Here is a 25,736-nt window from a genome sequence, read left to right as displayed (position 1 = left end):
CGGAAACCGCACCACGGCACAGCACCACGGCACCGCACCACCGCACGCTCCACCGGTCGCGCAGCAACGAGGGAGAGAGCCACATGTCCGGGGACCAGCAGACGCACAGAGCCCACCCACGGCCGGCAGCGGCCGAGGTGCTGTGTCGACTGTTCGCGGAGGTGCTCGGCCGGGAGTCGGTCGACCCCGCGGCGGGCTTCTTCGAGTTGGGCGGCGACCGGCCCGCCGCCGTCCGGCTGTCGGCCCGGGTGCGCGCCGAGCTCGGCTTCCGGGTGCCGCTGCCGCTGCTGCTGGACGCCCCCACCCCGGCCGCCCTGGCCACCCGGCTCGCCGCCCCGGCCGTCGACCCGGACGCCGACCCGCGCCCGACCCTCGGCGCGCTGGTGGACGCCCAGGTCGCCCGCACCCCGGACGCCCCCGCGCTGTACGCCGGGGACGCCGTCCTCACGTACGCCGAACTGGACGCCCGGGCCAACCGGCTGGCCCGGGTGCTGGCCGCCCGCGGGCTGGGCACCGAGGACGTCGTCGCGCTCGCCCTGCCCAAGTCCCCCGAGGCGATCGCCGCGATCCTGGCCGTGGCCAAGACCGGCGCCGCCTGGCTGCCCGCCGACCCGGCCTACCCGGCCGACCGGCTGCGCCACCTGCTCACCGACTCCCGGGCCGCGCTGGTGCTCACCACCGCCGACACCGCCGGGCGGCTGCCGGACACCGGCGCGTCCCGGCTGCTGCTCGACTCCCCCGGGCACCTCGCCGAGCTGGCCGAGCGGACCGGCACCCCGTTCACCGCCGCCGAGCGGGTCCGGCCGCTGACCGCCGACCACACCGCGTACGTCATCTACACCTCCGGCTCCACCGGCCTGCCCAAGGGCGTGGCCGTCACCCACTCCGGGCTGCCCAGCATGATCGGAACCCAGGTCGCGGCCACCGGCGTCGGCCCCGGCAGCCGGGTGCTCCAGGCCGCCTCGCTCAGCTTCGACGTGTCCGTCTCCGACCTGGCGGTGGCGCTCAGCACCGGCGCCGCGCTCGTCCTCCCGCGCGAGCAGAGCGAGTTAGTCGGCGAGTCGCTGGCCGCGCTGATCGACCGGCACGGCGTCACCCACGCCGACGTCGCCACCGCGATGGCCGCCACCCTGCCGGACGTCCCGCTGCCCACGCTGCGCACCCTGATCGGCGGCGGCGAGGCCATCCCGCGCGAACTGGCCGCCCGGCTCGGCCGCGACCGGCTGATGCTGAACAGCTACGGGCCGACCGAGACCACCGTCATCGTCACCATGAGCGAGCCGCTCACCGGCACCGAGCAGCCCCCGATCGGCCACCCCTGCCAGGACGTGCGGATCCACCTGCTGGACGAGCGGCTGCGCCCGGTGGAGCCCGGCACGGTCGGCGAACTGTACGTCTCCGGCCCGCACCTGGCCCGCGGCTACCTGGGCCGCCCCGCCCTGACCGCGGACCGCTTCGTGGCCTGCCCGTTCGGCGGGCCCGGCGACCGGATGTACCGCACCGGCGACCTCGGCCGCCGACGGCCGGACGGCCAGCTGGACTTCCTCGGCCGGGCCGACGACCAGGTGAAGATCCGCGGCTTCCGGGTGGAGCTCGGTGAGATCGAGCAGACCCTCTCCGCCCACCCCGACGTCCGCCAGGCCGCGGTGCTGGTCCGCGAGGACCGCCCGGGCGAGCGCCGCCTCGTCGGCTACACCGTCGGCGGCGCCGACCCGGCCGAGCTGCGCGCCCACTGCGCCGAGCGGCTGCCCGACCACATGGTGCCGGTCGTCGTGGTGCTCGACCGGATGCCGCTCACCCCCAACGGCAAGGTGGACAAGCGCGCCCTGCCCGCCCCCGTGCTCGGCGCCGCCGAGCAGGGCGGCCGGGCACCCGCCGGGGAGGTGGAGCACACCCTGGCCCGGCTCTTCGCCGAGGTGCTCGGCCTCCCCCGGGTCGGGGTCACCGAGTCCTTCTTCGAGCTCGGTGGCGACTCCATCGTGGCCATCCAACTGGTCTCCCGGGCCCGGCAGGCCGGGCTCCGGCTCACCCCCCGCGCGGTCTTCGACGCGCCGAGCGTCGAAGCGCTGGCCCCGCTCGCCCGCCCGCTGGAGGGACCGGTCGCGGTCGAGCCCCCCGGGGCCGGCCTCGGTGAGGTGGCGCCGACCCCGATCGTGCACTGGCTCTCCGAACAGCACGGCGCCGTACGGAGCTTCCACCAGGCCACCCTGCTCACCCTGCCCGCCGGGACCTCGGATCCCGACCTGGTGACCGCCCTGCAGGCGCTGCTCGACCACCACGACCTGCTGCGCGCCCGCACCTCCCCGCTCGCCGAGCGCCCCTGGACGCTGCACGTCCCCGCGCCCGGCGCCGTCCCGGCCGCCACCGTGCTGCGCGTCGTCCCCGGCCCGGCCACCACGGAGAGCCTGCGCGCCGCCACCGGGACCGCCCGCGACCGGCTCTCCCCCGAGGACGGCCGGATGGTCCAGGCCGTCCGCTTCGGGACCGGCCCCGAGCTGCCCGGGCAGCTGCTGCTGGTGATCCACCACCTGGTGGTGGACGGCGTCACCTGGCGCATCGTCGAGGAGGACCTGCTCGCCGCGCTGGCCGCCGTCCGCGCGGGCCAGGAGCCCGCACTGCCCCCGGTGCCCACCTCCTTCCGCCGCTGGGCCCAGCGGCTCACCGCCGAGGCCCGCACCGACCGCCGGGCCGCCGAACTCCCGCTCTGGCAGGCCGCGCTGGCCACCCCGGACCCGCTGCTCGGCACCCGGCCGCTGGACCCCGCCCGGGACACCTACGCCACCGAGGGCACCCTGCGCCTGGTGCTCCCCGCCGACACCACCCGGGCCCTGCTCACCCGGGTCACGGCCGCCTACCACGCCCAGGTCAACGACGTGCTGCTGACCGCGCTGGCGCTCGCCCTCGCCCACTGGCGCGGCGACGCACCGGCCGGGCCGGACGGCGCGGTGCTGCTGAGCGTCGAGGGCCACGGCCGGGAGGAGGTCGTCGAGGGCGTCGACCTGCACCGCACGGCCGGCTGGTTCACCTCGGTCTACCCCGTCCGGCTCGCCCCCGGGCCGCTCGGCTGGTCCGAGGTCACCGCCGCCGGGCCCCTGCTCGGCCGCGCCCTCGGCCGGGTGAAGGAGCAGCTGCGCGCCGTCCCGGACAACGGCATCGGCTACGGCCTGCTGCGCCACCTCAACCCGGCCACCGCCCCGGTGCTGGCCGGATACGCCGAGCCGCAGGTCGAGTTCAACTACCTGGGTCGCTTCCAGCCCGAGGGCGTCACCGCCGAGGACGTGCTCGCCGGGGCCGAGGCGATGACCGAGGGCGCGGCCCCGGAGCTCGCGCTCGGCCGGGTCCTCGGTCTGGACGCCACCACCGTGGACACCCCGCAGGGTCCGCTGCTGGTCGCCCAGTGGTCCTGGGCCGGCGAACTGCTCACCGAGGAACGGGTCCGGGCGCTCGCCGAGGCCTGGTTCACCGCGCTGGACGCACTCGCCCGGCACGCCGAGCGCCCCGACGCCGGCGGCCACACCCCCTCCGACTTCCCGCTGGTCGCGCTGGACCAGGCGGAGGTGGACCGGCTCGCCGAACTCCACGCCCCCGCCGCCCTGGTGGACGTCTGGCCCACCTCGCCGCTGCAGCAGGGCATGGCCTTCCACGCCGCCTACGACACCGACGGCGCCGACGTCTACACCTCCGTCTGCACCTTCGACCTCACCGGCCCGGTCGACGCCGACCGCCTGCGCACCGCCGCCGAGGACCTGCTGCGGCGCCAGCCCAACCTCAAGGCCGGCTTCCACCAACGCCCCGACGGCCCGCCCGTGCAGGCCGTCCCGGACCGGGTCGACCTGCCCTTCACCGTCGTCGACCTGACCGGCCACGCCGACCCGGAGGCCGAGGCCGACCGGATCGCCGCCGCCGAGTACGGCCGCCGCTTCGACCTCGCCCGGCCGCCCCTGCTGCGCTACACCCTGCTCACCCTGGCCCCCGGCCGGCACCGGCTGATCGCCTCCGCCCACCACATCCTGCTGGACGGCTGGTCCACCCCGCTGTTCGCCGAGGAACTCTGGGCCCTGTACTTCGGGCAGCCGCTGCCCCCGGCCGCGCCGTACCGCGAGTACCTGCGCTGGATCACCCGGCGCGACGACGCCGCCGCCCGCGCCGCCTGGGCCCGGGCCCTCGACGGCACCGACGAGCCCACCCTGCTCGCCCCCGGCCGCTCCGCCGCCGTCCCCCGACTGCCGCTGCGCCTGCACACCGGCCTCACCCCGAAGGCCACCGAGGCGCTCGGCCGCACCGCCCGCCGCTACGGCGTGACGCTCAACACCCTGGTGCAGGCCGCCTGGGGCGTGCTGCTGGCCCGGCTCACCGGGCGGGAGGACGTGCTGTTCGGCACCACCGTGTCCGGCCGACCGCACGACCTGCCCGGCGTCGAGCGGATGATGGGCCTGCTGATCAACACCGTGCCGGTGCGGGTCGCCCTCGACCCGGCCGAGAGCTGGGGGCAGCTGCTGCTGCGCCTCCAGCGCGAGCAGTCCGCGCTGCTCGACCACCAGCACCTCAGCCTCACCGAGATCCAGCAACTCGCCGGACTGGGCAGCCTGTTCGACACCGTCACGGTGTACGGCAACTACCCGGACCCGTCCGCCCTGGACGCGGCCGACCCGAGCGGCGCCACCCGGGTCACCCTGGTCGAGGACGTGGACAGCGCCCACTACCCGCTGGTGCTCGCCCTCACCCCCGGCGACGGCCTCCACCTGCGGCTTGACCACCAGCCGGACGCCTTCACCCCGGCCGAGGCGCGCACCCTGCTGGACCGCTTCCTCGCCCTGCTGGACCGGATCGTCGCCGACCCGGCCGAACTCCTGGGCACGGTCGAGGTGTTGACCCCGGAGGAGCGCGACCGGCTGCTGACCGGCGGGCGCGGCCCGGTCGCCGAGCTGCCGCAGGGGTCGGTGCCCGAGCTGTTCGAGGCCCGGGCGGCCGCCACCCCCGACGCCGTCGCCCTGGTCTCCGAGAGCGGAGAGCTGAGCTACGCCGAACTCAACGCCCGGGCCAATGGATTGGCACTGCGCCTGGTCGCGGCGGGCATCGGCACCGAGACCCCCGTCGCCCTGCTGCTGGAGCGCTCCCCCGCCCTGCTGGTGGCCGTCCTGGCCGTCCTCAAGGCCGGCGGAACCTACGTCCCGCTCGACGACGCCCAGCCCGAGGAGCGCCTGCGGGCCGTCCTCGCCGACGCCGGCGCGCGCCTCGCCGTCACCGACCGGGACCACCCCGCGCTGACCGGGCTGACCACCCTCACGGTCGGCGAGGAGACCGCCGACAACCTCGGACTCCGCATCCCCGCAGCCCAGTTGGCCTATGTGATGCACACCTCCGGCTCCACCGGAGTACCCAAGGGCATCGGCATCACCCACCGCTCGATCGTCGACCTCGCCCTCGGCGGAGCCTTCGACCGGGACGCCCACGACCGCGTGCTGGTCCACTCCCCGACCGCCTTCGACGCCTCCACCTACGAGGTCTGGGCCCCGCTGCTCTCCGGCGGCCGCCTGGTGATCGCCCCGCCCGGCCGGCTCGGGATCGCCGAGCTCGCCCGGCTGTTCGGCGGGCAGCGGGTCTCCGGCGCCTTCATCACGGTCGGACTCTTCAACGTGCTGGCCACCGAGGCCCCGGAGTCCTTCGCCGGGATGCGCGAGGTGTGGACGGGCGGGGACATCGCCTCGCCGACCGCCATGCGCCGGGTCCTGGAGGCCTGCCCGGGCCTCCGGGTGCTCAACGTCTACGGGCCCACCGAGACCACCACCTTCGCCGCCCGCTACCCGATGGCCACCGCGGCCGAGGTGCCGGACGGCGTCCCGATCGGCCGCCCGCTGCCCAACACCCGGGCGTACGTGCTGGACGCCGGACTCCGGCCGGTGCCGGCGGGTGTCCAGGGCGAGCTCTACCTCGCCGGACCGGGCCTGGCCCGCGGCTACGTCGGCCGCCCGGCCCTGACCGCCGAACGCTTCGTGGCCGACCCCTACGGCGCCCCCGGCGCCCGGATGTACCGCACCGGCGACCTCGCCCGCTGGAGCCGCACAGGCGAACTGGAGTTCGTCGGTCGAGCGGACGACCAGATCAAGCTGCGTGGCTTCCGGATCGAACTCGGCGAGGTGGAGAGCGCGTTCGCCGCCCACCCGGCCGTCCGGCAGGTCATCGCCCTGGTCCGCGAGGACCGGCCGGGCGACCGGCGCCTGGTCGCGTACGTCACCGGCCCGGTCACCCCGCAGGAGCTGCGCACCTTCGTCGCCGAACGACTGCCCGGCTACATGGTGCCCGCCGCGATCGTCACCCTCGACACCCTGCCGGTCAACTCCAACGGCAAGGTCGACCGCCGCGCCCTGCCCGCCCCCGACTACCGCGGCATCGAGGGCCGGGCCCCGCGCACCGACGCCGAGCGGTCCCTGGGCGAACTCTTCGCCGACGTCCTCGGGTTGGCGACGGTCAGCATCGACGACAACTTCTTCGACCTCGGCGGGCACTCCCTGCTCGCCACCAAACTGGTCAGCCGGATCCGCGCCGCCCTCGGCGCGGAACTCCCCATCCGCACCCTGTTCGACCACCCCACCGTGGCCGCGCTGGCCACCGCCCTCCCTGCCTCCGGCCCGGCCCGCCCGGCCCTGCGCCCGGCCGAGCGGCCCGAGCGCGTCCCGCTCTCCCCCGCTCAGCAACGCCTCTGGTTCATCGAGCAGTTCGAGGGCCCGAGCCCGCTCTACAACACCCCCTTCGCGCTCCGGCTGACCGGCGCCGTCGACCACCCCGCCCTGGAACGGGCCCTGCGGGACGTGGCGGCCCGGCACGAGGTGCTGCGCACCCTGGTCCCCACCGCCGACGGCCAGCCGTACCAGTTGGTCACCGAGGTCCCCGAACTCCCGCTGCGGGTCGTCCCGGTGGCCGACGAGGCGGAACTGCGTGCCGCCCTGGCCGGGGCCGGCCGGGAGGTCTTCGACCTCGCGACCGAACTCCCGCTCCGCTGCTCGCTGTTCTCCCTGCCGCAGGACGAGCACGTGCTGCTGGTGCTGCTGCACCACATCGCCGGCGACGGCTGGTCCGTCGCCCCGCTCTTCCGCGACCTGGCCACCGCCTACCGGGCCCGCCTGACCGGTGCCGCACCGCAGTGGGAGCCGCTGCCCGTCCAGTACGCCGACTACGCGCTCTGGCAGCGCGAGCTGCTCGGCGACCAGGAGCGGCCCACCGCCCTGCTGACCGGGCAACTCGCCTACTGGCAGCAGACCCTGGCCGACGCCCCGGAGGAGCTGGCGCTTCCGTACGACCGGCCGCGACCGGCCGCGCCGAGCCACCGCGGCGGCCTGGCCGAGGCCGTGGTGGACGCCGAACTGCACGCCGAACTGGCCGAGTTGGCCGCAGCCCAGCAGGCCAGCCTGTTCATGGTGCTGCAGGCCGCGGTCGCCGTCCTCTACACCCGGCTCGGCGCCGGCACCGACCTGCCGCTGGGCACCCCGGTCGCCGGACGCACCGACGAAGCGCTGGACGACCTGGTCGGCTTCTTCGTCAACACCCTGCTGCTGCGCACCGACACCAGCGGCAACCCCGGCTTCCGCGAGCTGCTGGACCGGGTCCGCCGCGCCGACCTGGACGCCTTCGACCACCAGGATGTGCCCTTCGAGCGGCTGGTCGAGCAGCTCAACCCGACCCGCACCCCGGCCCGCCACCCGCTGTTCCAGACCCTGGTGGCCCTGGAGAGCCCGGCGGCGGTGCCCACCGCCCTCGGTGAACTGGCCTGCGCCGAGCACCCCTTCGTCCTGGACGTGGCCAAGTTCGACCTGTCCTTCCGCTTCACCGAGCAGGGCCCCCGGGCCGGCCTGACGGTGGCGATCGAGTACGCCACCGACCTGTTCGACCACGGCACCGCGACCGCTCTCGCCGAGCGGCTGCTGCGGGTGCTGCGGGCCGTCACGGCCGAGCCCGACGCCCCGATCGGCGCGATCGAGATCCTCGCCCCGGCCGAGCGCGCACAGCTGCTCACCGGCTGGAACGACACCGCCGTGCCCGTCCCGGACGCGTCGCTGCCCGAACTGTTCGAGGCCCGGGCGGCCGCCACCCCCGACGCCGTCGCGGTGGTCTCCGAGACCGGGGCGCTGAGCTACGCCGAACTGGACTCCCGGGCCGAGCACCTGGCCGCCGGGCTCGCCGACGCCGGGGTCGGCGCCGACACCCCGGTGGTGCTGCTGATGGCCCGCTCCGCCGAGCTGCTGGTCGCCCTGCTGGCCGTCCTCAAGGCGGGCGGCACCTACGTCCCGCTGGACGACCGGCACCCGGCCGAGCGGCTACGGCGGATCACCGCCGACACCGGGGCGGCGCTCGTCCTGACGGACGCCGCCCACCGGGACCACCCGCTGGCCACCGACGCCCCCTGCCCCGTGCTGACGGTCACCCCGGACCGCTTCGAGGGCCCGCGCGAGCGGCGCGCCCAGCGGCCCGCGATCCATCCGGAACAGCTCGCCTATGTGATGTTCACCTCCGGCTCCACCGGGGAGCCCAAGGGCATCGCCATCACCCACCGGGACGTGGTGCAGCTCGCCTCCGACCCGTGCTGGCAGCACCCCGACGGGCTGCGGGTGCTCTTCCACGCCCCGCACGCCTTCGACGCCTCGACCTACGAGCTGTGGGCCCCGCTGCTGTCCGGCGGCCGGGTGGTCGTCGCGCCCCAGGGGGACCTGGACGCGGCCGCCATCGGCGCGCTGGTCCGGGCCCACCGGCTCACCCATGTGCACGTCACCGCCGGGCTGTTCCGGGTCATCGCGGAGGAGGATCCCGGTGTCTTCGCCGGGGTGCGCGAGGTGCTGACCGGCGGGGACGTGGTCTCCGCGCCGGCCGTGCGACGGGTGCTGTCGGCCGTCCCGGAGCTCGGGGTGCGGGTGCTCTACGGCCCCACCGAGATCACCCTCTGCGCCACCCAACTGCCGTTTGCCACCGCCGAGTCGGTGCCGGACAGCGTCCCGATCGGCCGCCCGATGGCGAACACCCGGGCCTACGTCCTGGACGACGGGCTCCAACCCGTCCCGACCGGGGTGCCCGGGGAGCTCTACATCGCCGGCGCCGGACTCGCCCGCGGCTACCTCGCCCGCCCGGCCCTCACCGCCGAGCGCTTCACGGCCTGCCCCTTCGGCGGCAAGGGCGAAAGGATGTACCGCACCGGCGACATCGTCCGCCGCACCACCGACGGCGTCCTGGAGTTCCTCGGCCGCGCCGACGACCAGGTCAAGATCCGCGGCTTCCGGATCGAACTCGGCGAGGTCGAGGCCGCGTTCACCGCCCACCCCGCCGTCCGCCAGGCCCTCGCCCTGGTCCGCGAGGACCGACCCGGCGACAAGCGGCTGGTCACCTACCTCACCCTCACCGGTGACACCACCCCCGGCGAACTGCGCACCTTCGCCACCGACCGGCTGCCCGCCTACATGCTCCCGGCCGCGATCGTCACCCTGGACGCGCTGCCCGTCACCCCCAACGGCAAGGTCGACCGCCGCGCCCTGCCCGCCCCCGACTACACCGGCGCCCCCGAGGGCCGCGCCCCCCGGACGGCGCAGGAGCAGAGCCTGTGCGAGCTGTTCGCCCAGGTGCTCGGGCTGGCTACGGTCAGCATCGACGACGGCTTCTTCGACCTCGGCGGACACTCGCTGCTCGCCACCAAGCTGGTCAGCCGGATCCGCGCCGCCCTGAACGTCGAGCTGTCGATCCGCACCCTCTTCGACCACCCCACGGTCGGCGAACTCTCCGCCGCGCTGCCCGCGGCCCGCAAGGCCCGGCCCGCCCTCAGGCCGATGCGCCGGCCCGGCAGCGCCTCCTAGGCGGTACGCCACCGGCCGTCCCCGGTGGCCCGACCGCCACGTCCCCACTCAGCACGTCATCCGTCGGAGGCAGACCGTGATCCCGTTGTCGTTCGCGCAGCAGCGGCTGTGGTTCATCGAACAGCTTGAGGGCCCGAGCGCGCTCTACAACACCCCGTTCGCCGTTCGGCTGACCGGTGAGATCGACCGGGCCGCGCTCTCCCTCGCCCTGCGCGACGTGCTCGGCCGGCACGAGGTGCTGCGCACCACCTTCCCCAGCACCGACGGCCGGCCGGAGCAGTCGATCACCGCGCCGGACGGCCCCGCCGTCACCTCCGTCGAGGTCACCGCCGTCCCGGTCGCCGACGAGGCCGAACTCGCCGTCCGGCTGGACGACGCGATCCGGCACGTCTTCGACTTGGCGGCCGAACTGCCCGTCCGCTGCACGCTGTTCTCGCTCTCCGCCGGGGAGCACGTGCTGCTGGTGCTGATGCACCACATCGCCAGCGACGCCTGGTCCGTCCCCCCGCTCTTCCGCGACCTGGCCACCGCCTACCGGGCCCGCCTCACCGCCGCGGCGCCGCAGTGGGAGCCGCTGCCCGTCCAGTACGCCGACTACACCCTCTGGCAGCGCGAGCTGCTCGGCGAGGAGGACGACCCGGAGAGCGTCCTGACCGGCCAACTCGGTTACTGGCAGGGCGTCCTGGCCGACTGCCCGGAGGAGCTCGACCTCCCCGCCGACCGCCCGCGCCCGGCCGTGCCCGGCCACCGCGGCGGCTCCGCCGTCCTCACCCTGGACGCCGAACTCCACACCGCTCTTGCCGAGTTGGCCGCACAGGAGCGCGCCAGCCTGTTCATGGTGCTGCAGGCCGCCGTGGCCACGCTGTACACCCGGCTCGGGGCGGGCACCGACCTGCCGCTGGGCACCGCCGTGGCCGGGCGGACCGACGAGGCGCTGGACGAGCTGGTCGGCTTCTTCGTCAACACCCTGGTGCTGCGCACCGACACCTCCGGCGACCCGAGCTTCCGCGAGCTGCTGGCCCGGGTCCGCCGCACCGACCTGGACGCCTTCGACCACCAGGACGTCCCCTTCGAGCGCCTGGTCGAACAGCTCAACCCGGCCCGTCTCCCGGCCCGGCACCCGCTGTTCCAGACCATGCTGACCCTGGACAGCGACGAGGACCTCCCCACCGACTTCGCCGGACTCACCGCCCGGGAGTACGTCCTCGAACAGCACCTGGCCAAGTTCGACCTCTCCTTCGCCTTCGTCGAGCAGCACGACGCCCACGGCACGGCCAACGGCCTGACCGGCTCGGTGGATTACGCGGCGGACCTGTTCGACCACACCACCGCCGTCACCCTCGGCGAGCGCCTCGCCCGGGTGCTGCGGTCGGTCGCGGCCGACCCCCACGCACCGATCGGCGCGATCGAGATCCTCGCCCCGGCCGAGCGCGAGCAGCTGCTGACCGGCTGGAACGGCCCGGTCGCCGACCTGCCGACCGGCTCGGTGCCCGAGCTGTTCGAGGCCCGGGCGGCCGCCACCCCCGAGGCCGTCGCCCTGGTCGCGGGCGACACCGCACTGAGCTACGCCGAACTCAACGCCTTGGCCAACGGGTTGGCGCTGCGCCTGGTCGCGGCGGGCGTCGGCACCGAGACCCCGGTGGCGGTGCTGCTGGAGCGCTCCCCCGCCCTGGTGGTGGCCGTCCTGGCCGTCCTCAAGGCCGGCGGAACCTATGTCCCGCTCGACGACGCCCAGCCCGAGGAGCGCCTGCGGGCCGTCCTCGCCGACGCCGGCGCGCGCCTCGCCGTCACCGACCGGGACCACCCGGCCCTGGCCGGGCTGACCACGCTCGCGGTCGGCGAGCAGACCGCCGACAACCTCGGACTCCGCTTCTCCGTCGACCAGTTGGCCTATGTGATGCACACCTCCGGCTCCACCGGAGTACCCAAGGGCATCGGCATCACCCACCGCTCGATCGTCGACCTCGCCCTCGCCGGGGCCTTCGACACCGGCGGCCACGACCGCGTGCTGGTCCACTCCCCGACCGCCTTCGACGCCTCCACCTACGAGCTGTGGGCGCCGCTGCTCTCCGGCCGCCGCCTGGTGCTGGCCCCCGCCGGACGCCTGGGCATCGGCGAGCTCACCGCGACCATCGGACCCGGCGGGGTGACCGCCGCCTGGATGACCGCCGGGCTCTTCAACGTGCTGGCCTCCGAGGCCCCGGAGTCCTTCGCCGGGATGCGGGAGCTGTGGACGGGCGGGGACATCGTCTCGCCGGCCGCCGTCCGCCGGGTGCTGCAGGCCTGCCCGGGCCTCCGGGTGGTCAACGGCTACGGGCCGACGGAGGCCACCACCTTCGCCACCCGCCGCCCGATGAGCTCCCCCGAGCAGGTGCCGGCCGCCGTGGTGCCGATCGGCCGTCCGCTGCCCAACAGCCGGGTGTACGTGCTGGACGGCGCCCTGCGCCCCGTTCCGGCGGGCGTCCGCGGCGAGCTCTACCTCGCCGGTCCCGGCCTGGCCCGCGGCTACGTCGGCCGCCCGACCCTGACCGCCGAACGCTTCGTGGCCTGCCCCTACGGCGAGCCCGGCGGCCGGATGTACCGCACCGGCGACCTCGTCCGCTGGACCACCACGGGCGAACTGGAGTTCGTCGGTCGAACGGACGACCAGGTCAAGCTGCGCGGCTTCCGGATCGAACTCGGCGAGGTGGAGGCCGCGTTCGCCGCCCACCCGGCCGTCCGCCAGGCCTTCGCGACCGTCCGCCAGGACCAGGCCGGTGACAAGCGCCTGGTCGCCTACGTCACCGGCCCGGCCCCGCTGGACGAACTGCGCGCCTTCGTCGCCGAACGACTGCCCGGCTACATGGTGCCCGCCGCGATCGTCACCCTCGACGCCCTGCCGGTCACCTCCAACGGCAAGGTCGACCGCCGCGCCCTGCCCGCCCCCGGCCACACCGCCGCCACCGGCCGGGCGCCCCGCACCGCCGTCGAGCACAGCCTGTGCCAACTCTTCGCCGAAGTCCTCGGGTTGGCGACGGTGAGCATCGACGACAACTTCTTCGACCTCGGCGGGCACTCCCTGCTCGCCACCAGACTCGTCAGCCGGATCCGCACCGCCCTCGGCACCGAGCTCCCCATCCGCACCCTGTTCGACACCCCCACCATCGCCGCGCTGGCCCAACACTTCGGCTCCGACACCACCCCGGTCCGGGCCGGGCTGACGCGGCGCGGGCGCCCGGCGTCGGTGCCGCTCTCCTACGCCCAGCAACGCCTGTGGTTCATCGACCAGTTCGAGGGCCCGAGCGCGCTCTACAACACCCCCTTCGCGCTCCGGCTGACCGGCGCCGTCGACCCCGCCGCACTCACCGCCGCCCTGGCCGACCTGGTCGACCGGCACGAGGTGCTGCGCACCCTGTTCCCGACCGGCGACGGACAGCCCCACCAGCTGGTCACCGACACCGTCGTACCCACCCTGACGGTCACCCGGGCCGCCGACGAGACCGAACTCGCCGCCCTGCTGGCCTCGGCGAACGCCCACGCCTTCGACCTGTCCGCCGAACTGCCGCTCCGGGCCGAGCTGTTCTCGCTGGACGACGAGCAGCACGTGCTGCTGGTACTGCTGCACCACATCGCCAGCGACGGCTGGTCCGTCGCCCCGCTCTTCCGCGACCTGGGCGAGGCCTACCGGGCCCGCTGCTCCGGAGCCGCGCCGCAGTGGGAGCCACTGCCCGTCCAGTACGCCGACTACACCCTCTGGCAGCGCGAGCTGCTCGGCGCCGAGGACGACCCGGCGAGCCTGATCGGGCGGCAACTCGCCTTCTGGCAGGCCTCCTTGGGCGACGCCCCGGAGGAGCTGGCGCTCCCGTACGACCGCCCGCGACCGGCCACGCCCAGCCACCGGGGCGAGCTGGTCGAGTTCACCGTGGACGCCGAACTGCACCAGCGGCTCACCGAGTTGGCCACCGCCCAGCAGGCCAGCCTGTTCATGGTGCTGCAGGCCGCCGTCGCCGTCCTCTACACCCGGCTCGGCGCCGGCACCGACCTGCCGCTCGGCACCCCGGTCGCCGGACGCACCGACGAAGCGCTGGACGACCTGGTCGGCTTCTTCGTCAACACCCTGCTGCTGCGCACCGACACCAGCGGCAACCCCAGCTTCCGCCGCCTCCTCGACCGGGTCCGCCGCACCGACCTGGACGCCTTCGACCACCAGGACGTCCCCTTCGAGCGCCTGGTCGAGCAGCTCAACCCCACCCGCACCCAGGCCCGCCACCCGCTCTTCCAGACCCTCATCGCCCTGCAGAACCAGGCGACGGCGCCGCGCACCTTCGGCGAACTGAACTGCAATGAGCTGGAGTTCGAGCTCAACGTCGCCAAGTTCGACCTGTCCTTCGGGTTCACCGAGCCCGGCGGAACCGGTGTACCCGGCGGAACCGACGAGCCCAACGGAACCGGCGAGCCCGGCGGACTGTCCGGCGCGATCGAGTACGCGGCGGACCTCTTCGACCACACCACCGTCGCCACCCTGGCCGAGCGACTGCTGCGCGTCCTGACCGCCGTCGCCGCCGACCCCGACGCACCGATCGGCGCGATCGAGATCCTCGCCCCGGCGGAGCGCGAACGGCTGCTGACCAGCTGGCACGGCCCGGTCACCGAGCTGCCGACCGGCTCGGTGCCCGAGCTCTTCGAGACCCGGGCGGCCGCCACCCCCGACGCCGTCGCCGTGGTCTCCGAGACCGGAACGCTGAGCTACGCCGAACTCGACGACCGCGCCGAACACCTGGCCGCCCAGCTCACCGACGCCGGGGTCGGCACCGACACCCCGGTGGTGCTGCTGATGAGCCGCTCCGCCGAACTGGTGGTCGCCCTGCTGGCCGTCCTCAAGGCAGGCGGCACCTACGTCCCGCTGGACGACCGGCACCCGGCCGAACGACTGCACCACATCACCACCGACACCGGGGCCGCCCTCGTCCTGACCGACACCGCCCACCGGGACCACCCGCTGGCCACCGACGCCCCCTGCCCCGTCCTGACGATCACCGCCGAGACCTTCGACGGACCACGCAGGCAACAGACCCACCGGCCGACGATCCACCCGGAACAGCTCGCCTACCTGATGTTCACCTCCGGCTCCACCGGAGAACCCAAGGGCATCGCCATCACCCACCGGGACGTGGTCCAACTCGCCTCCGACCCCAGCTGGCACCACCCCGACGGGCTCCGCGTCCTCCTGCACGCCCCGCACGCCTTCGACGCCTCCACCTACGAACTGTGGGCCCCGCTGCTCTCCGGCGGCCAGGTCGTCGTCGCACCCCAGGGCGACCTGGACGCGGCCGCCATCGGCACGCTGGTCCGGGCCCACCATCTCACCCATGTGCACGTCACCGCCGGACTGTTCCGGGTCATCGCCGAGGAGGACCCCGCCGTCTTCACCGGCCTGCACGAGGTGCTGACCGGCGGGGACCTGGTCTCCGCACCGGCCGTTCGACGGGTGCTGTCGGCCGTCCCGGAGCTCGCCGTCCGGGTGCTCTACGGCCCCACCGAGATCACCCTCTGCGCCACCCAACTCCCCCTCCCCGACGCCGAGTCCGTTCCGGACGCCGTCCCGATCGGCCGCCCGATGGCGAACACCCGGGCCTACGTCCTGGACGACGGGCTACAACCCGTCCCGACCGGGGTGCCCGGCGAGCTCTACATCGCCGGCGCCGGACTCGCCCGCGGCTACCTCGCCCGCCCGGCCCTCACCGCCGAGCGCTTCACAGCCTGCCCCTTCGGCGGCAAGGGCGAAAGGATGTACCGCACCGGCGACATCGTCCGCCGCACCACCGACGGCGTCCTGGAGTTCCTCGGCCGCGCCGACGACCAGGTCAAGATCCGCGGCTTCCGGATCGAACTCGGCGAAGTCGAAGCCGCGTTCACCGCCCACCCCGCCGTCCGCCAGGCCCTCGCCCTGGTCCGCGAGGACCGACCCGGCGACAAGCGCCTCGTCGCCTACCTCACCACCGCCGACGACACCACCCCCGGCGAACTGCGCACCTTCGCCACCGACCGGCTCCCCGCCTACATGCTCCCCGCCGCCGTGGTGATCCTCGACGCCCTGCCCGTCACCCCCAACGGCAAGATCGACCGCCGCGCCCTCCCCGCCCCCGACCACACCGGCGCCCCCGAGGGCCGCACCCCCCGCACCGACACCGAACAGGCCCTCTGCGCACTCTTCGCCGAGATCCTCGGCCTGCCCGCCGTCGGCATCGACGACGACTTCTTCGACCTCGGCGGCCACTCGCTGCTCGCCATCAAACTGACCAGTCGGATCCGCACCGTCCTCGGCGCCGAACTGCCGATCCGCACCCTCTTCGACCACCCCACCATCGCCGCCCTCGCCGCCGCCCTGCCCACCCCCGGCCCGGCCCGCCCGGCCCTGCGCCCGGCCGAGCGGCCCGAGCGCGTCCCGCTCTCCCCCGCCCAGCAACGCCTGTGGTTCATCGACCAGTTCGAGGGCCCGAGCGCGCTCTACAACACCCCCTTCGTGGCCCACCTCACCGGTTCCGTCGACCCCGCCGCACTCAGCGCGGCCCTGACCGACCTGGTCGACCGGCACGAGGTGCTGCGCACCACCTTCCCCGTCGCCGACGGCCGCCCCCACCAGCTGGTCGCGGACCGCGCCCGGGTCGAGCTCCGCACCCACCAGGTCGCCGACGAGGAGGAGTTGGCCGCCGCCGTGGCCGCCGCCACCGGCGAGGTGTTCCGGCTCGCCGAGGACCTGCCGATCCGGGTGTCGCTGTTCTCGCTCGGCGCCGACCGGCACGCCCTGGTCCTGCTGCTGCACCACATCGCCAGCGACGGCTGGTCCGTCGGCCCGCTGCTGCGCGACCTCACCACCGCCTACCGGGCCCGCCTCGACGGCGGCGCGCCGCAGTGGGAGCCGCTGCCCGTCCAGTACGCCGACTACACCCTCTGGCAGCGCGAGCTGCTCGGCGCCGAGGACCGGCCCAGCGCGCTGCTGACCGAGCAACTCGCCCACTGGCAGCAGTCCTTGGCCGGAGCGCCGGAGGAGCTGGAGCTCCCCTACGACCGCCCGCGCCCGGCCACCCCGAGCCACCGTGCCGGTACGGTCGAGTACCGACTGGATCCTCAACTGCACCAGCGGCTCACCGAGTTGGCCACCACCAACCGGGCCAGCCTGTTCATGGTGCTGCAGGCCGCCGTCGCCACCCTCTACACCCGGCTCGGCGCCGGCACCGACCTGCCGCTCGGCACCCCGGTCGCCGGACGCACCGACGGCGCCCTCGACGACCTGGTCGGCTTCTTCGTCAACACCCTGGTCCTGCGCACCGACACCAGCGGCAACCCCGGCTTCCGCGAACTCCTCGACCGCGTCCGCCGGCACGACCTGGACGCCTTCGAGCACCAGGGCGTCCCCTTCGAGCGGCTGGTCGAGCAGCTCAACCCCACCCGCACCCCGGCCCGCCACCCGCTCTTCCAGACCGTCCTCACCGTCAACAGCGGCCCCGCGCCGGTGCTCTCCCTCGGAGGGGAGAGTGGGGCGAGCGGAGTGTTGGAGGGCGGCGGCGAGTCCCAGGCGCACTTCGACCTGAACTTCAACTTCACCGAACGCCACGGCGAGGACGGCACGCCGCTCGGCGTGGCAGCGGCCGTCGAGTACGCCGCGGACCTCTTCGACCACGCCACCGTCACCACCCTCACCGAGCGGCTGCTGCGCGTCCTGGTGGCGGCCGCCGCCGCCCCCGACGCACCCATCGGCGCGATCGACATCCTCGACCCGGCCGAGCGGTCCCGGCTGCTCACCGGCTGGAACGACACCGCCGCCCCGGTCGCCGACACCACCCTGGCCGAGCTGTTCGAGGCCCAGGCCGCGGCCACCCCGGCGGCCGTCGCCGTGGTCTCCGACACCGAACGGCTCAGCTACGCCGAACTCGACGCCCGGGCCGGCACCCTGGCGGCCGTCCTGCTGGCCCGCGGGCTGGCGATGGAGGAGCCGGTCGCGATCCTGATGGACCGCTCGGCCGACCTGGTGACGGCGATCCTCGCGGTCACCAAGGCGGGCGGCACCTACGTCCCGCTGGACACCCGCTACCCGCTGGACCGGATGCGGCACATCCTCGCCGACACCCGGGCCCGGCTGGTGCTGGTCGACCCGGCGCACCGCGGGCACCCGGCGCTCGACGACGCCGACCTGCTCGCCCTGGACGTCACCGAGGCCCGCGGGGCCACCGGGCTCCGCGCCGTCACCGAGGCCCCGGCCGGCCGGCGCGCCCACCCCGGCCAGCTGCTGTACGTGATGTACACCTCGGGCTCGACCGGCATCCCCAAGGGCGTCGCGGTGACCCACCGCAACGTGGTCGACCTGCTGGCCAACCGGCACTTCCACCAGGGCCACCACGAGGCCGTGCTGCTGCACTCGCCCACCGCCTTCGACGCCTCCACCACCGAGGTGTGGGCGCCGCTGGTGACCGGCGGACGGATCGTGCTGGCCGCGCCCGGGCAGCTCGACCTGACCGCGCTGGCCGCGACCGTCACCCGGCACGGCGTCACCCTGGTGCAGGCGCCCTCCGGGCTGCTGCGGCTGCTGGCCGAGGAGGCCCCGGAGGCGTTCCGCGCGGTGCGGCAGGTGTGGACCGGCGGTGACGTGGTGCCCCCGGAGGCGGTCCGGCAGCTGTTCCGGGCCTGCCCGGAGACGGACGTGGTCGCGGTCTACGCGCCGACCGAGACCACCGCCATCAAGACCACCTTCACCATGTCGCCCGGCGGGGAGGTCCCGGCCGTGGTGCCGCTCGGCCGCCCGCTGGCGAACACCCGGGCGTACGTGCTGGACGACGTGCTCCAGCCCGTCCCGGTGGGGGTGCCCGGCGAGCTGTACCTCGCGGGCAACGGCCTGGCCCGCGGCTACGTCGGCCGCCCGGCGCTGACCGCCGAGCGCTTCACGGCCTGCCCGTTCGGCGGCAAGGGCGAAAGGATGTACCGCACCGGCGACATCGTCCGCCGCACCGCCGACGGCGTCCTGGAGTTCCTCGGCCGCACCGACGACCAGGTCAAGATCCGCGGCTTCCGGATCGAGCCCGCCGAGGTGGAGGCCGCGCTCGCCGCCCACCCGACGGTGGGCCACGCGGTGGCCCTGGTCCGCGAGGACCGGCCCGGGGACAAGCGCCTGGTCGCCTACGTCACCCTCACCGACGGCACCACCCCCGGTGAGCTGCGCACCTTCCTCACCGACCGGCTGCCGGCCTACATGCTCCCGGCCGCGATCGTCACCCTGGACGCGCTGCCGGTCACCGCCAACGGCAAGGTCGACCGCCGCGCGCTGCCCGCCCCCGACTACTCCGGGGCGGCGGAGGGCCGGGCGCCCCGCACCGGCACCGAGCGGGCGCTCTGCGGGCTCTTCGCCGAGACCCTCGGGCTGCCCGCCGTCGGCATCGACGACGGCTTCTTCGACCTCGGCGGCCACTCGCTGCTCGCCACCAAGCTGATCAGCCGGATCCGCACCGTCCTCGACACCGAGGTCCCGATCCGCACCCTCTTCGACCACCCCACCGTCGCCGCCCTGGCCGAGCACCTCGGCGAGCAGGCCGGGCCGGTGCGGGCCCGGCTGCTGCCCCGGGAGCGCCCGGCGCTGGTCCCGCTCTCCGCCGCCCAGCAACGGCTGTGGTTCATCGACCAGTTCGAGGGCCCGAGCGCGCTCTACAACACCCCCTTCGCACTCCGGCTGACCGGCGCCGTCGACCCCGCCGCGCTGGCCGCGGCGCTGACCGACCTGGTCGACCGGCACGAGGTGCTGCGCACCACCTTCCCCGTCGCCGACGGCCGTCCCCACCAGCTGATCGCGGACCGCGCCCGGATCGAGCTGCGCGCCCACCAGGTCGCCGACGAGGAGGCCCTGCGGGCCGCCCTGGCGGAGGCGGGCCGGGAGTCCTTCGACCTGGCCGAGGACCTGCCGATCCGCGCCCGGCTGTTCTCCCTGCCCGCGGACGAGCACGTGCTGCTGGTGCTGATGCACCACATCGTCAGCGACGGCTGGTCCGTCGGACCGCTGCTGCGCGACCTGGACACCGCCTACCGGGCCCGCCTCGCCGGCGGCGCACCGCAGTGGCAGCCGCTGCCCGTCCAGTACGCCGACTACGCGCTCTGGCAGCGCGAACTGCTCGGCGCCGAGGACGACCCCGACGGCATCGAGCACGCCCAACTCTCCTACTGGCGGACGGCCCTGGCCGGGCTCCCGGAGGAGCTGACGCTCCCCCACGACCGCAAGCGGCCGCTGCTGCCGAACCACCGCGGGGACACCGTCGAGCTCCGGATCCCGGCCGAACTGCACGCCGCCGTCGCCGAGTTGGCCCGGGCCAGCCGGTCCAGCGTGTTCATGGTGGTGCAGGCCGCACTGGCCGCCACCCTGAACCGGCTGGGCGCGGGCACCGACATCCCGCTCGGCACCCCGATCGCGGGCCGCACCGACGAGGCGCTGGACGACCTGATCGGCTTCTTCGTCAACACCCTCGTCCTGCGCGCCGACCTCTCCGGCGACCCGAGCTTCCACGAGCTGCTGGAGCGGGTGCGGCGGACCAATCTGGACGCCTTCGAGCACCAGGACGTGCCCTTCGAGCGCCTGGTCGAGGTGCTCAACCCGGCCCGCTCGACGGCCCGGCACCCGCTGTTCCAGGTGCTGCTGACCTTCGGCGCCGCCGAGGCGCCGACCGGACCGCCGACCGGGCCGGAGACCGCCCCGACAGCCGCACCGGCGACCACCCCCGCGACCGCCCTCACCTTCGCCGGACTGCCCGCCCGGGTGGAGCCGGCGGTCGCCGAACTCGCCAAGTTCGACCTGGCCTTCGGCTTCAGCGAGCAGCTGGCCGTGGACGGCACACCGGCCGGGATCGGCGTGGTGGTGGAGTTCGCCGAGGAGCTGTTCGACCCCGGCACGGTGACGGCGATCGGCGGGCGCTTCGCCCGGCTGCTCGCCGCCCTGGTGGCCGACCCGGCCCGCCCGGTCGGCGAGGCGGAGATCCTCGACCCGGCCGAGCGGAGCCTGATCCTGGACCGCTGGAGCCGCCCCGAACAGCTCCCGGACCTACCCGACCGGAACCCCGACCGGCACCCCGAACTCCGCACCGTCCCCGCCCTGTTCGCCGCCCAGGCGGCCCGCACCCCGCAGGCCGTCGCGGTGGTCCACCGGGACGAGCGGGTCAGCTACGCCGAGCTCGACGCCCGGGCGAACCGGCTGGCCCACCTGCTCACCGCCCACGGCGTCGGCCCCGAGCGGCTGGTGGCGCTGGCGCTGCCGCGCTCGGTGGAGCTGGTGGTCGCGGTGCTCGCCGTCCTCAAGGCCGGCGGCGCCTACCTGCCGATCGACCCGGACTACCCGGCCGACCGGATCGCCTACACCCTGCGCGACTCGGCCCCCGAGCTGCTGCTCACCACCACCGCGACCGCCGCCCGACTGCCGGACGCGGGGCTCCCGTTGCTGCTGCTCGACACCCCGGAGACGGCCGCCGGGCTGGACCGCGCGTCCGCCGAGGCCCCCTCTCCCGCCCTCGGCCCGGACCACCCGGCGTACGTCATCTACACCTCGGGCTCGACCGGCCGCCCGAAGGGCGTGGTGGTCCCGCACGCCAACGTCGCCCGGCTGTTCGCCGCCACCGACCACTGGTTCGCCCCGGGCCCGCAGGACGTCTGGACGCTGTTCCACTCCTACGCCTTCGACTTCTCGGTCTGGGAGCTGTGGGGCGCGCTGCTGCACGGCGGCAGCCTGGTCGTGGTGCCCTTCGAGACCAGCCGCTCGCCCCGGGAGTTCCTGGAGCTGCTGGTCCGCGAGCGGGTCACCTTCCTCAACCAGACCCCGTCCGCCTTCTACCAGTTGATGCAGGCCGACCAGGAGGACCCCGAGCTCGGCGGGCGACTCGCGCTGCGCCGGGTGGTGTTCGGCGGCGAGGCGCTCGACCTGGCCCGGCTGGCCCCCTGGTACGCCCTGCACGCCGAGGACGCGCCGGTCCTGGTCAACATGTACGGCATCACCGAGACCACGGTGCACGTCTCCTACCGCCCGCTGGAGCGGGCCACCGCCGCCGGGCAGTCCCGCTCGCTGATCGGCGCGGGCATCCCGGACCTGCGGCTCTACCTGCTGGACCCCCGACTGCGCCCGGTGCCCGCCGGGGTGCCCGGCGAACTGTACGTGGCCGGCGCCGGGCTCGCCCGCGGCTACCTGGGCCGCCCGGCGCTGACCGCCGAGCGCTTCGTCGCCGACCCGTACGGCGCCCCCGGCACCCGGATGTACCGCACCGGCGACCTGGCCCGCTGGACGGCCGACGGCGAACTGGAGTACCTGGGCCGGATCGACGCCCAGGTGAAGATCCGCGGCTTCCGGATCGAGCTCGGCGAGATCGGCTCGGTGCTCAGCCGCCGCCCGGAGGTGGCCTCGGCCGCCGTGGTGGTGCGCGAGGACGCCCCGGGCGACAAGCGCCTGGTCGGCTACCTCGTCCCGGCCCCGGACGCCGGCCCGCTGGACCTGGACGCGCTGCGCACCCGGCTGGCCGCCGAACTGCCGGACTACATGCTGCCCGCCGCCCTGGTACCGCTGGAGCGGCTGCCGCTGACGCCCAACGGCAAGCTCGACGAGCGGGCGCTGCCCGCCCCCGAGCCGGGCCGGGCCGGCGGCGGCCGGGGGCCGCGCACCCCGCTGGAGGAGGTGCTCTGCGGGCTGTTCGCCGATCTGCTCGGCCTGGAGCGGGTCGGCATCGACGACAACTTCTTCGAACTGGGCGGCCACTCGCTGCTGGCCGGGCGGCTGGTCGCCGGGATGCGCGAGCTGACCGGCACGGACCGGCTCGGCGTCCGGGCGCTGTTCCAGGCCCCGACCGTCGCCGGGCTGGCCGACCTGCTGACCGGGGCCCGGGGCGGCACCGCCGCCGAGGAGGACTTCCCGGTGCTGCTGCCGCTGCGCACCCGGGGCTCGCGCCCGCCGCTGTTCTGCGTGCACCCGGCGGCCGGGATCAGCTGGGTGTACACCGGGCTGCTGCGCCACCTGGACGCCGAGCAGCCGGTCTACGGCCTCCAGGCCCCCGGGCTGGCCGACCTGGACCGCCACCCGACCGGCCTGGCGGAGCTGGCCCACCGCTACCTCGCGGAACTGCGCTCGGTGCGCCCCGAGGGCCCGTACGCCCTGCTCGGCTGGTCCTTCGGCGGCCCGGTCGCCCACGCGATGGCGGCGCTGCTGCGCGAGCAGGGCGAGCGGGTCGAACTGCTCGCCGTGCTGGACGGCTACCCGGAGCTGGACGAGTACGCCGGGGACGCCGGGGACGGGCCCGACCGGGACCCGGCGCTGCTCGCCGCGATCCTCGCCTCGCTCGGCCAGCAGGCCGGCGAGATCACCGCCTGGCCGGCCGACGAGGCGGGCTTCGCCGAGCTGGTCCGGCACGGCGACGGCCCGCTGGCCGGGCTGAGCGGCGCCGGGGTGGCCCGGGTGGTCGAGGTCTTCCTCGCCAACCTGGCCCTGACCGGTGACGCCCAACCGGCCGGCTACGACGGCGACGCGCTGGTCTTCGTCGCCGCCAAGGACCGCCCGGCCGACGCCCCCGACCCGGAGAGCTGGCGGCCCCACGTGGGCGGCCGGCTGGAGATCCACGAAGTGCCGAGCACCCACGGCGCGATGACCGGCGCGGAGGCGCTCGCGGTCATCGGCCCGGTGCTCGCCGACCGGCTGCGCGGCCGGGCGCCGGACCCCACGCCCCACCCCTGAGACCCCCCGCCGCACGGACCCCCCGCACCACCGCGAGACCGCACCACCGCGACACCCCCGCACCACCACGCCCAGCGGCCGCGACCCGGCCCACCCCGAGGAATGGACACCACCGATGCAGTCTGCCGTCATCCCCGACACCTGGCGCGGCATCACCCCGGCGCCGATCTCGTCGACCGACGCCTACAACGGTTTCATCGCCGCCAACGTGATCTTCGCGCTCGACCGGATCGGCGTCCTGGAGCGGCTCGGCCGCGGCGAGGCGCTCTCCGCCACCGAGATCACCGCCGAGTCCGGTGACACCGCCCGCACCGAGGCCGTGCTGCGCGCCGCCACCGACTACGGCTACCTCAAGGCCGACGGCGCCGGCTACCTGCCCACCGAGGCGGGCATCGAGATCGCCGCCGCCCGCGGCTACTTCACCTGGGCCGTCGGCGGCTACCACGACGTGTTCGGCCGGGCCGGCCACCTGAGCACCGGCTCGCACCACTACAACGGCGACGTCTTCCGCGACGAGGCGATGGTCGCCCTCGGCTCCGCCCAGTGCGACCAGTCGCTGTTCGCCGCGCAACTCACCGACGTGCTCTCCGCCATCGACTTCCGCACCATCGCCGACCTGGGCAGCGGCACCTCCGCCCGGGTCCGCCGGGTGGTCTCCCAGCGCGAGGGCAGCCGCGGTCTGGGCATCGACATCAGCCGTCCGGCCACCGACATCGCCCGCGCCGACATCGCCGCGGCCGGGATGCAGGACCGGGTCACCGCCGTCCGGGCCGACGTGCTGGGCCTGCTGGGCACCCAGATCGACAACGACGCCGAGGCCGCCGAGGTGGCCGAGGTCGACACCGTGATGAGCTTCTTCCTGCTGCACGACCTGCTGGCCGACCCGACCACCCGCTCCTCGATCTTCACCCGGATGCGCGAGGCCTTCCCGAAGGCCCGCACCTTCGTGCTCGGCGACACCATGCTGCGCGGCCCGGGCGAGTCCCAGAGCGCGATGCCGGTCTTCTCGGTCGGCTTCGAACTGGCCCACGCGATGATGGGCGTGCCGCTGCACACCAAGGAGACCTACGAGCAGCTGTTCGCCGACGCCGGGCTGCGGATCGACCGGGTCGAGGCGCTGGCCACCCCGCACTCCTGGCTCTACGTGCTGCAGGCCGACTGATGGCGGGCGCCGCCGCGGCCGGACACCTGCTGGCCCAGAACGAGCACCCGTACCCGCCGCTGCCGTCCGTGCTGGCCGCCCTGGCCGGGGCGGTCTCGGACCTGAACCGCTACCCGGACTTCCGTCCGGAGCGGTTCGCCGGGATCGTCGCCGACTGGCAGGGCGTCCCGGCCGGGCAGGTCGTGGTCGGCCACGGCTCGGCGGGCGTGGCCCTGGACCTCTTCCACTCGGTCGTGCGCCCCGGCGACAACGTGGTGCACTCGGACCCCTGCTTCGACGCGTACCCGCTGTTCTGCGGGATCGCCGGCGCCGAGGCCCGGGCCGTCCCGCTGGGCCCGGACGCCCGGCACGACCTGGCCGCGATGGCGCGGCAGTTGGACGGCCGCACCCGGATCGTCGTGCTGTGCAACCCGCACAACCCGACCGGCACGGTGTACTCCTGGGCGGAGCTGACCGCCTTCCTCCGGCAGGTCCCGGCCACCGCGCTGGTGCTGCTGGACGAGGCCTACGTCGACTTCGCGCAGGGCTGGGAGGCTCCGGAGCCGTCGGCCCGGATCGCCGAGTGGCCCAACCTGGTGGTGCTGCGCACCCTCTCCAAGTCGCACGGGCTGGCCGCGCTGCGGATCGGCTACGCGATCGCCGAGGAGTCGGTGGCCCGGCGCGTCCGGGCCGTCCAGGTCCCGTACGCGGTCAACCGGCTCCAGGAGGCGGGCCTGCGGGCCGCGGTCGAGGCCCGCGAGGAGGTGGCCCGGCGGATCGCCGAGATCGCCGCCGAGCGGGACCGGGTGCGGGCCGAACTCCTCACCCTGGGACGATCGGTGCCGCCGAGCCTGACCAACTTCCTCTGGGTCGAGGCCCCCGGTGACGAGGGCCCGGTCAGGGCGGAACTGGAGCGGCTCGGGGTGGCCGTCCGCTTCTACCCGGGCCGGGGCATCCGGATCGCCGTCGGCGAAAAGGACGCCAACGACGCCGTGATCGAGGCCTTCACCCGGGCCGCCGGAACCGTCACCGCACCCCGCTAGTC

General features: G+C 75.0%; 4 protein-coding genes. All 4 read left to right on the top strand.

Annotated elements, in window-relative coordinates; all coding sequences use genetic code 11:
- Positions 1-83: 83 nt before the first annotated feature.
- The 4 genes from ACIP4P_RS04615 (at position 84) to ACIP4P_RS04600 (ending at position 25,734) form a co-directional block, all read left to right on the top strand.
- On the top strand, positions 84-9,833 hold the full coding sequence (locus ACIP4P_RS04615) for an amino acid adenylation domain-containing protein (protein WP_400914726.1): 9,750 nt from the start codon (positions 84-86) through the stop codon (positions 9,831-9,833).
- 76 nt (positions 9,834-9,909) lie between these two features.
- Positions 9,910-23,550: an amino acid adenylation domain-containing protein gene (locus ACIP4P_RS04610; protein WP_400914723.1), complete on the top strand. Its 13,641-nt coding sequence runs from the start codon at positions 9,910-9,912 to the stop codon at positions 23,548-23,550.
- Positions 23,551-23,665: 115 nt separating this feature from the next.
- Positions 23,666-24,712: an SAM-dependent methyltransferase gene (locus tag ACIP4P_RS04605; protein ID WP_400914721.1), complete on the top strand. Its 1,047-nt coding sequence runs from the start codon at positions 23,666-23,668 to the stop codon at positions 24,710-24,712.
- Entirely contained in the window at positions 24,712-25,734 is a 1,023-nt protein-coding gene (locus ACIP4P_RS04600; protein ID WP_350515742.1) for an aminotransferase class I/II-fold pyridoxal phosphate-dependent enzyme, read from the top strand. The genes ACIP4P_RS04605 and ACIP4P_RS04600 overlap by 1 nt, the downstream gene beginning before the upstream one ends.
- Positions 25,735-25,736: the final 2 nt, after the last annotated feature.

It is taken from the genome of Kitasatospora sp. NPDC089509 (assembly GCF_044749365.1).
Taxonomy (GTDB): domain Bacteria; phylum Actinomycetota; class Actinomycetes; order Streptomycetales; family Streptomycetaceae; genus Kitasatospora.
The sequence above is the reverse complement of the archived record's forward strand: the minus strand, read 5'-3'. Positions and strand labels throughout refer to the sequence as shown.